This is a genomic window from Micromonospora sp. ANENR4, assembly GCF_015354395.1.
Taxonomy (GTDB): Bacteria; Actinomycetota; Actinomycetes; order Mycobacteriales; family Micromonosporaceae; genus Micromonospora; species Micromonospora aurantiaca.
The window spans coordinates 1-690 of sequence record NZ_JADKYQ010000049.1; the positions used below are offsets into that span (position 1 = coordinate 1).

Sequence of the window (690 nt, forward strand, 5' to 3'; positions counted from 1 at the left end):
GGCGTGCCGGTGAGGCCCGGCGGAAGGTCGGCGACCGTCGTGGTGACTGTGGTCTCGGTCGGGCCGTACGCGTTGAGCACCGTCACGTCGGGGCACCGGGACGCGAAACGGTCCACGTCGCCGGGGCGGACACGGTCGCCGCCGAGCACCATCAGCCGCAGGTCTCGCGGCACCTCGCCGTCCCGTTCGGTCAGCTCGGCGACCAGCTCGCCGAAGTACGCCGGCGGCAGGTTGGCGAGCGTCACGCCGTGCCGGGCCAGCAGCGGCAGCAGGGTGGCCGGGGCGACCAGGCCGTGCTCGGGCAGCACCAGCGCGGCCCCGCAGGTCAGCGCCGGGAAGATCTGGTCGATCGAGGCGTCGAAGGCCAGCGCGGCGAACTGGAGCACGCGGTCGGCCGGCCCGAGTCCGAACCGGCGTCGCATCCGGGACACGTGCGCGGCCATCGCCGCCCGCGACACGCCGACACCCTTCGGCCGTCCGGTCGACCCCGACGTGTAGATGACATACGCCAACTGCCCGTCCGCGACCGGCACACCCGGGTCGTCGTCCCGGCCGCCGTCCGGCAGCTCGCCGTCGAGCAGGAGTTCGAGCCCGGCGTCCGCGCGGACGACGTCGACCCGCTCGGCCGGCCAGGACGGGTCGATCGGCACATACGCCCCACCCGCCTTCAACACACCCAGCACCGCCGCC

General features: G+C 74.6%; 1 protein-coding gene. It reads right to left on the reverse strand.

All coding sequences use genetic code 11. The features are described 5' to 3' along the window. The coding region (locus tag IRY44_RS30450) for an AMP-binding protein (RefSeq protein WP_194803572.1) at positions 1 to 674 on the reverse strand (674 nt) is incomplete at its 3' end. Positions 675 to 690: the final 16 nt, after the last annotated feature.